This window comes from Staphylococcus sp. acrmy (genome assembly GCF_022690565.1).
Taxonomy (GTDB): Bacteria; Bacillota; Bacilli; order Staphylococcales; family Staphylococcaceae; genus Staphylococcus; species Staphylococcus caledonicus.
In genome coordinates, this window is record NZ_JALCVE010000013.1 from 40,740 (window position 1) to 51,393 (window position 10,654).

At 34.5% G+C, this 10,654-nt stretch carries 3 protein-coding genes; all 3 read right to left on the reverse strand.

Features of this window, described 5'->3' with window-relative positions:
• Positions 1-150: 150 nt before the first annotated feature.
• Positions 151-5,109 (reverse strand): MucBP domain-containing protein, encoded by a 4,959-nt coding sequence (locus FH144_RS11205; RefSeq protein WP_277953185.1) that lies wholly within the window; start codon positions 5,107-5,109, stop codon positions 151-153.
• 350 nt (positions 5,110-5,459) lie between these two features.
• Positions 5,460-7,130 carry a MucBP domain-containing protein gene (locus FH144_RS11210; RefSeq protein WP_242315925.1) on the reverse strand — a complete coding sequence of 557 codons (1,671 nt, stop codon included), beginning with the start codon at positions 7,128-7,130 and terminating at the stop codon, positions 5,460-5,462.
• A gap of 14 nt (positions 7,131-7,144) precedes the next feature.
• Entirely contained in the window at positions 7,145-9,808 is a 2,664-nt protein-coding gene (locus tag FH144_RS11215) for a YSIRK-type signal peptide-containing protein (RefSeq protein WP_242315934.1), read from the reverse strand.
• Positions 9,809-10,654: the final 846 nt, after the last annotated feature.

A 10,654-nucleotide genomic window follows, 5' to 3' on the forward strand; every position in this document is an offset into this window, starting at 1 on the left:
GAATATATATCACAGTCTCAAAAATATTGGTAAAAGTATTTAAAGTATAATTACTAATGAATTTTAAACTAAAAAACTCCCTCCAAAAGTTTTAATTTTTACTTTGGAGAGAGTTTAGTCACTTTAGAATGTGATTCTAAAGTAATTTAGTTATTTTGTTTTAGTGTCTCTATCTTTTTTTCTAAACATGAACAGTGTACCTAGAGCTAATAGTAGACTCGCAAAGATTGATGTATTACCTTCTGTTTTACCTGTTTCTGGTAATCCCACTTTATGAGATGTACTATGTTGTGGTGCTTTATGTGGATGTTCTTTTTCCACTGGTACAGTCACCTTAATATTTTGTGGTGGGCATAATTTTTCATCAGGTTTAATTGGAGCAACCACTTTTTTACATTTAGGCGTAGGAATCGGTTGTTCTTTAACCTTTTCATATACATAAGTTGTTGTAATACCATCTTGTTCCTTAACAATACCAGTGTATCTCCATCCACTTGGAATATCAGCATATGGATTTTGCTTACCTTTTCTTGCACTCATAATTGGGTTACCGTGCTTATCTACATAACACGTAACTTGTAATTGTGGTAAGTCATAGTGTGGTGCTTCATTTGGTACGCCTGTTTGAATTCTGTCATACACATATGTTGTAATACCGTCTTCTTCAGTCATTTGTGACGTATATTGCCATTTATCTCCAATAACGCTTGGTGGTGTTTGTAATCCTTCTTCTGGAGCTTTCAATTCATTACCATCTGTATCGACATAGCGTGTCACTTTTAATTCTGGTAAGTCGTATTGTGGTGCTTCATTTGGTAGTTCTGTTTTAATTTTTTCATACACATATGTTGTGATGCCATCTTCTTCAGTCATTTGTGATGTATATTGCCATTTGTCTCCAATAACATCTGGTGGCTGTTGTGTGCCTTCTACCGCATCTTGAACTTCATTACCCTCAGTATCAACATAACGTGTCACTTTTAGTTCTGGTAAGTCGTATTGTGGCGCTTCGTTTGGCACTTCTGTTTTGATTTTTTCATATACATACGTTGTGATGCCATCTTCTTCAGTCATTTGTGATGTATATTGCCATTTATCTCCAATAACATCTGGTGGCTGTTGTGTACCTTCTTCTGCGTCTTGGACCTCATTACCATCTGTATCGACATAACGTGTCACTTTTAATTCTGGTAAATCATATTGTGGCGGATTATCTGGGACTTGTTCATAAGTTGTAATTGGTTCATACACATAATGCACTGTAATATCTTGATTGCCAACTACTTCACCACTTTGATTTTCTGGTACTGCTGTTAAATGATAATGAACCATCTTTTTAACACGACCGTTTTCATTATCTTCATAAGTGACTTTATCTTCAATCGTTGGTGCAGTTGTTGTATAGTGCGTACCTTCCACTTGATGGTCTAAAATTGTCACTTGTGGACTTATCACTTCACCATCAGTAGTTTTAAAGTCCGCATATACACTTCCTTCAAAAATTTCTTTATAAATTAAGTGAACAACTTTTGTTTGTTTTTTCTCATAATGACCTTTAATTGGGTCGAGTTCATCGTCTACTTTTACAAATTTATAGTGACGACTATTGTTATTAATAATTTGTGGTATATCAACGTTATATTCAGTATTTTTTACACCTTTAGAAGTTGTGTTATTTTGGATAGTGTTTCCTTCTTCATCCGTATATCTAACTTCTAAATCGCCTCGGTTGTCTTCTGTTTCAAGTGTTACCTTATTACCAGCTAACCAAAGATCATCCGTACCAAGAGTAAAGATTTGTGAATGTGCTTTTGTTAAAATTGGCGCATCTTTTGGCACAGTTACTTTTACGTTAGTACTAAAAGATTCTCCTTTGTTCACTACAAGTGGTGTATCAAATACATATTTAACTGCAGTGACTTTAGATAGGTCAGTTGGATTTGAGGTATATGTACCATTCTTCACATCGCTATCTGTTGTATAAACCACACGATATTTACTTGTATCAGGAATCTTTTCAGCTAATGTCGTTTGAACATGGTCCTTAGGAATAGTGACAATGATTTCTTTTAAGATACCAGGGCTATCAGTGTAGTTGATTGTCGTAGTTTGTAAGTTGACAGTTTCTCCTAGATTGATGTCTACACGTGATTTATCAAAACTATTAGTCGCATCTTTACCAATCGTTAACGAAGACGCAAATTCTTTGGCAAGTGCAATTTTGAATGGTACATCAATAACTGAAACTCGTTTTTCATTTGTACTCGCACTTAAATCATCAGTAATAACATCCGATAACAGTAGATGATTACTACTTAATGTTTGGTCGTCACTAGGACGTACAAGCTCGGAATCCTTATCCCAAATTGCCGCATAACGAATTGAGTAAGAACCAATTGGTAATGTCCCTCTACTATAGATGTCGAATGTAATTTCTGGAGTATTCTGTGTTAACGAACTGCGATACGCGCCCGTCGTTTTACTAGTTTGATTCCAGTTATACCCCTCAGGTGCTTTATAAACATATAATGTTCTACCACTGTTTTTATAATTTGGGATTACCTTAATTGGGTCTATCACTGGTCTATCTTTAAGCACAGATTTCGATGTATTTTCCAATGAAGCATCATCCCACCAGAAAGAAGTACGGATGAGTTCATTATTCGTCCACGCACGAACATTTCCAAGTGCAGTTCCATCTGGCGCACTAAGTGTTAAATAAACATTTTTTATATCATCTAATTTAGTATTATCAATGTCTGAAGTATCATCTAGCACATCTTTACTTAGATATCTTAAATAGTCTTTTGTGTCGGCTTTAATTATTATATTGGCCTTATCATTGTAATTTAATGTATTTCCTGTAAATCCATTTGTATTTTTTAACACAGGTGTCGCCAATTTATGCGGAAACGCTTCTTTTGTATGAATATAAGAATAGTTTCGATGGAATAAACTGCCAGATAATCCACGTGTTGGCACAGCACTTGCTGCTTCAACCGTATTTTGTTTTACTTGATCGATAATGATACTATTCTGCATTTGTGTAACGCTATCATCTTTAGCCGCATCTTGCCATCTTTTTTCATCAACTGCATACGTAACATCTGCCATCCATTCAAACACATCTTTTTGTGCTTCATCAGCTGTTGAAATCGTGTCACGAAGCACGGGTGTTTGAAGAACTAAATGATCATAATGACTATTATTAATTTTATACGTGGAATTGTCTTTATTTAACGTTGTCCATTCATTAAGTTTAGTTGTCGAACCGTCACTATTTACCCCATAGAGTACAAATGGTGTTTTAAACTCATAGGTATCATTTTCAGATGTTTTTACTGACGAACCATTAAAATATTTTACTCCAAAAGGCATTAAGCTAAATGTTGTAAAATAATCTCCTTCTTGTCCTTTCGGAAGTTGAATAGAATGCATATAAGTTGAAGCGTACTTATTAGATTGATCTCGGTTATTAATAGATTTAATAACTCTAAATGTTTCGTGTAAATGATCAGCTTTTGATAATAAGCGTGAAGGGTCATGATGTCTAAGTGCTTGGAAGTATACATCACCAGCTTCCGAACCCGCTTCGCTAATCATTTTAAATTTAATGCCTTCATCAGCAGGTAAACTTTGGACATAATCTTGACCGTTTGGTAAGCGTCCGACCGTTTGCCATAATAAATTGACGTTGATATATCCATCTTTTTTAAATTTTTGTATATCTTCAGATGTAAGTGCAGATTTTTTTAATCTTAATGACGGTTTATAAGCTACAAAAGGTAATTTTTGCCCATCAGTTAAATGCATATGGATACCTTTATCATCTTGCGTCCAATATTGATTACCAGAAGCCTCTGGATCTAACTCAAGCCAACTTGGTATATTTAACACGCTATACGTGAAGTCAGTGTAACGTCCATAATCTTTTGATGTAGTCGCGTCGTCACGATTTTCTAAGAACCAGTTATCACTTGGCAATGGCACATTATAGCGATAGTTATCAGATTTATCGGAGACCGTGCCATCTTTCGAGATAATACCGATAGTTGGTTCAGCACTCGCTGCTTTTTTAGGAGTACCTGGAACTTGCCATATCGACGTTGGTTTCGTTTGGCCATAATCGGCATACAGTCCCCCTTTGACGTTATCGAATGTAGCTTGAGTTTCTTGAGAATCAAGCAAATTATCGCCTTCATATACTTTCATAGATGTAGTGACTGTATCGCCATCACTAGGGCCACTCCAGATCATTCCACCAATAACTTGTGAAATTTCTATTTCACCAGCCGCTGCACCTGCTATAGGTCTAAGATCAAACTGATAGCGCCATGTGTCTGCATCGGATAAATCTGTTTTTTTAATTACATATTCCGATTTAGAAAATGCTGGTGGTTCTACAATAAATCTCTTTGGCGCTTCATAGACAAGTTTCCCATTATCTAAACTATTATGCCCTGAACTCGCAAATGAATATGTAGTGCTCATTACACGACGGTGATTGTTTACATCTGATGTTAAATTAAAATGTTTATTATTGGTATGTGTATCACTAAATACTAGCCTACTTGTAACTTCGACGTTCGCATCGTCATCATCGTCATCAACATCTCTTCTTACACGTCGTTTGGGTGTTGTAGAACTTGTTTCACTTGTTGGTTGATGTGCGTCAACTTGATTAGATGTTGGATTTTCTGTAGGTTGTTCGCTATTATCGTTATTTTGACTCGTAGTAGCCGTAGCATCTGTTTCTTTAGGTTGGTTACTTTCAGCATTCGTTTGTGCAGTAGTATCCTTATTTGCTTCTTGAGAAGTGCCGTTCTCTTTTTTATCTGTAGTTGTATCATTGTTCTCTTTTGGCGTTACTTGAGCATCTTGAGAAGATGGTTTTACATTAGTATCTTCTTGGTTATCTGTTGTGTTGTTTGAAACATCTTGAGAAGCTTGATGATTAGTATCATTATTTGTAGAAATAGTTGAATTGTTTTCTTGTTTGGCAGCATGCGCTTCATTATTTACCCCAAAAATAATAAATGACCCGATTAAAATCGATGAAATGCCTACAGAAAATTTTCTAATCGAATATTTATTTTGTTTATTCGACAAAAAATCAACTCCCTTTTTGTTGTTATTTCTCATAGCTGTTTTTACTCCTTAATTTATTCAGAGATGACCTTGTCTATTTTTTTGCATCGTCTTCAATAGAATGCTATTTGTATGCTAATTTTTCAATATAATTTTATATTTAATTAAAAATATTATATTATAACTTAGTTTAGTTGATATTATATCAAAATATATGCCTATGAATTCTCTCTTTTATCTATATTATTAAAGTTATTTAACGCAATATAATATAATTCTTCCTTTTAAGTTTCCAAATTTCTGGCCTATTTTATAGATAGAAGGCTAAGACACTTTATACTTTATTGTCTTAACCCTCTAAAATCATTTAATTATTTTGTTTTAGATGTTCGATCTTTTTTTCTAAACATAAAGATTGTGCCTAATGCTAATAAGAGACTCGCAAATAGTGGTGTGTTACCTTCAGACTTACCTGTTTCTGGTAATTCCACTGTATGATGAGTACTATATGGTTTCTCTTTTGATACATGTTCTTTTTTGATAGGTGAGCTCACCTTAACATGTTGTTTCATAGGTGGTGCTTCATGGTGTTTAACTGGTGGAGTCACTTTTTTACATTTAGGTGTTGGATGATGTTTAACTTTTTCATAAATGTAAGTAGTAATACCATCATGTGCTTCAACAATACCTGTATATGTCCAACCGCCTGGAATATTAGGATAAGGTTTATGTTTACCTTTTTTCGGTTTAATAATATCTCTACCATGTCTATCAATATAACGTGTCACTTTTAATTGCGGTTTATCTACTTGTGGTGGATTGTTTGGAACGAGTTCATATGTTGTTACAGGTTCATAAACATAATGCACCATGATATCTTGATTTCCAATGACTTCACCGTTTTGATTTTTCGGTATTGCTACTAAACGGTAATGGATTGTTTTCTTAATATGACCGTTTTTATTATTCTCATAAACCACTTTATCGGCAAAAGTAGGTGCTGTTGTCGTATAATGTGTACCTTCAAGTTGATGGTCTAGAACTGTAATTTGTGGACTTAATACCTCGCCAGTTGTTGTTTTAAAGTCGGCAAAGACACTTCCTTCAAACACTTCTTTATAAATGAGATGAACCACTTTAGTTTGTCGTTTCTCATAATGACCTTTTATTGGATCTAAATGATCATCCACTTTTAAGAATTTGTAGTGATGACCCTGGTTATTAATCACTGGTGGGACATCTACATTATATTCTGTATTTTTGGTACCTTTAGACGTTGTGTTTTTTCGAATATATTTATCTGCTTCATCTGTGTATCTTACCAATAAAACGCCACGGTTATCTTCTGTTTCTAATGTAACCTTGTTGCCTGCTAGCCATACATTATCCATACCTAGCGTAAAGATTTGTGAATGTGCTTTTGTTAAAATTGGGGCATCCTCTGGTACAGTGACTTTGACATTAGTTTTAAATATTTGGTCTTTGTTGACTATAAGTGGCGTGTCAAAAATATATTTAATAGCAGTGACTTTAGATAAATCAGTCGGTGTGGTGGTATATGTGCCATTTGTCACATCACTATCTGTTGTATAAACGACGTGATATTTATCTGTATTAGGTACTGTTTCAGTTAATGTAGTTTGAACATTATCTTTAGGAATGGTTACAATAATTTCTTTTAATATACCGACACTATTGGTGAAGTTAATTGTAGTCGTTTGTAAGTTGACGCTTTCTCCCAAACCGACATCTGTCCGTGACTTGTCAAAACTGTCTGTCGCATCTTTACCAATTGTTAATGAAGACGCAAATTCTTTTGCAAGTGAAATGTTAAATGGCACGTTGATAACTGATACTCTGTTGTCATTCGTTAATGGGCTTAAATCATCAGTAATAACTTCCGATAAATCAATGTGGTTGCGACTTAGCGTTTGGTCTAGAATAGGACGTACCAATTCAGAGTCTTTATCCCAAATTGTAGCGTAACGAATAGAATAAGAACCACTTGGTAAAGTACCTCTATTAAAGATATCAAATGTCATTTCAGGCGTGTCTTCTATAAAGAAAAGTTTACGTTTGTCTTTAGGCGTTTTATTCCAATCATAGCCATCCGGACTTTGTAAAGATATAGAGTACGACCACTATTTTTGTAATTAGGAATAACTTTGATAGGATCAACTACAGGTCTATCTTGAAGCGTAGATGAATTTTCAAAATAATAGAAGTCAGCACCATTCGCATTGCGTATTAATTCTTTATTAGTCCATATTCTCACATTACCTAGCACAGTCCCATCTGGAGCGTTAAGTGATAAATACACATTTTTTATATTATCTAAGCGATTATTATCTATGTCTGGTCTATAATCTGTCACGTCTGTACTTAAATACTTTAAGTAATCACTATCATTAGCTTTCACTATTACATTAGCTTTATCATTGTAATTTAATATATTGCCTTGGAAACCATTTGTATTTTTAAATACAGGTTTAGCCAGTGTATGCGTAAATAAGTCTTTAGTATGGATATAAGAAGTTTTTGAACTAGACAATTCATCAGTTAAACCACGTGTCGGTACAGCACTTGCTGCCTCAACCGTATTTTCCGGAACTTGATCTAGAATGAGCGTATTTTGCATTTGTGATACGTTATCATCTTTCGCAGCATCTTGCCATCTTTTCTCATCTACTGCATAAGTAACTTCTGTACCCCATTCAAAAATATCTGTTTCCGTTGCACCTTCTGGCGTAACAGTGTCACGTATAATAGGCGTTTGAAGCACTAAATGATTATAGCGTTTATCACCAAACTCATATGCTTTATTCGTTTTATTTATTTCTTTCCATTCAGCTAATTTTGTTGTCGAACCATCACTATTAACTCCATACAGAATAAACGGTTCTTTTAAAGTAATACTATTACCTGCATATTTATCCCATTTGCCTTGGAAGTATTTTATATAACTAGGATTGAACTCAAATTTTGTAAAATAATCTCCATCTTGCCCTTTAGGAATTTGAATAGAATGCATATACGTTGGGGCATAGCTGTTAGATTGGTTTCGATCAGTCAAATATTTTAATACTCTAAATGTTTCGTGTTGATGATCTGCTTTAGAAAATAATCGTGAAGGATCAAGAATACGTAATGATCGAAGCGCTACATGGCCAGTAGGTTTACCATGCTTATCTATCATTTTAAATTTAATACCTTCATCTGCTGGTAAACTTTGTACGTAATCTTGCCCATTCGGTAAACGCCCTACCGTTTGCCATATTAGGTTGGCGACAATAAATCCGTCGTCTTTAAATTTTTGTAAAATCTCAGGAGTGAGTGCAGATTTTTTTAATTTTAAAGACGGTTCATACGCTGTGTTAGTTAAATCTTGACCTTCACTTAAGTGTAAATGAATTCCAGTTTCATCTTGAGTCCATAATCTATTATTTGTAATGTAAGGGTTAGGATCTAGTTCAAGCCAACTAGGAATATTTAGGATACTATAAGTAAAATCTGTATATCGGCTGTAATCTCTTGAGGTAGTAGTCCTATTATCATTTTCTAAAAAATTATGATCACTTGGAAATGGCACTTTATAGTCATAGCTATCCGATATATCAGAAACTGTACCATCTGCCTCGAGAACTCCAATTGTCGGTTCTGAATTAGCCGTTGTTTTTTTATTACCTGGAATTTGCCATATCGATGTCGGTTTAGCTTGCCCACGATCTGCATAAAGACCACACTTCACGTTTTCAAATGTGGCATGAGTTTCTTGTGTATCAAGTAACGTATCACCTTGATATATTTTCATAGTAGAAGTGATAACGTCTCCATCACCTGGCCCCGACCAAATCATACCACCCACAATTTGTGAAATATCGATTTCTCCAGCAGCGGCTCCCGCTATAGGTCTTAAATCAAATTGGTAGCGCCATGTAGTATCGTCTGATAAGTCTGTTTTCTTAGTTACATATTCTGATTTAGAAAATGCAGGTGGTGCAATAATAAAACGTCTTGGTACTTCGTAAATTAATTTCCCGTTATTGAAAATACTGGGTCCTGAACTTGTAAATGAAAATTTATGATTCATTTCACGGCGGTTATTTGTAATATCTGGAGGTAATGTATAATATTTTTCAGTATCATCAGTACCACTAAACGCTAGCTTGCCTACTACTTGAACATTGCTATCATCAACGTCTCGTCTAACACGTCTTCTTGGTTTTAAAGCACTATCTTCACTAGTTGGTTGACCTGCGTCAACTTGGTTAGACGTTGCATTGTCTGATGGTTGGTCATCCTTACTATTTCTAGTGCTTGTAGTAGGTGCTGAATCTGAAACTTTAGGTTGTGTAGTTTCAGCATTATTTTGTGAGTTACTCTCACTATTATTTTCCTGAGGAGTTGACGTTTCGTCTTTAGCACTATTAACGCTCTTTTCCTCTATAGGTTCTGCTTGAGAAGATGATTTCAAATTTGTATCTTCTTGCTTATTCGCAGATTGGTCTGGAGTGATTTGTGTTTCATTATGACTTTTGTCATTATTTGTAGAAATATTTTGTGCATCATTTGGTTCTGCGGCATGTGCTTCATTATCGACTCCAAAAATAATGAAAGATCCTATTAAAATTGATGAAATGCCTACAGAGAATTTTCTAATAGAATACTTGTTTTGTGTATTTGATAGAAAATTCCATCCCTTCTTGTTATTTCTTTCCATAACAGTTCTCTACTCCTTAATTGTTTTCGGAGATGACCTTCTCTATTTCTTTGCATCGTCATTCAATAGGATACTATTTGTATAAAAAGATTTCAATATAAATTTATATTTATTTAAAAATATTATACTATAACTTTAAATAGTTAATAAACTGTTAAAATGTATATCTTGCATTATCGTTCATTTTGTCTTCAATTGTTCTTTGATATTCAACATTTTCACCTTTAGCTTTGGGTATTTTTATATATAAGAGGGATATAAATGTGATAGTTCTTTTTCAAATATAGATTTATTGAGGCTTTTTACATTTTAAAAATAGGAAATCAAATCATTGGTTTTTTCATTAGCATGATTTAATGTGGAGTTAATTTATTTAAAACAAAAAAGAAGGTTAAGCAACAAAGTAATGCTTAACCTCTTCAATTGAATCTATCATTCTAGCGGAACGTAATCTGCTACCATCGGCGCTATGGAGCTTCCTTTGCTTTGAGGTAAGCGGTCGCATCTCTCTTCATTTTCGTCTTTCATTGGCTCATTTAGCTCAACTAAACTCGCTGCTCTCTTTTTCTCAATTCATCTTCTCAATTCATCAGCTTCAATCGCTTTCTCTTCGCAAAGCTAAATAGACGCTAACGTGTTCTCTCCGAAGTTTGTACCGTTTTTTCTTTTATTTTACTTTCTTTTTGCCTTCGGCTTTGATGCTAAATTTAGACATAAAAAAAGAGACCCTTCGGTCTCAATATCGGCTCATCGCATCCATACGATTTGTTTGCCTGGCAACGTCCTACTCTAGCGGAACGTAAATCCAACTACCATCGGCGCTAAGGAGCTTAACTTCTGTGTTCG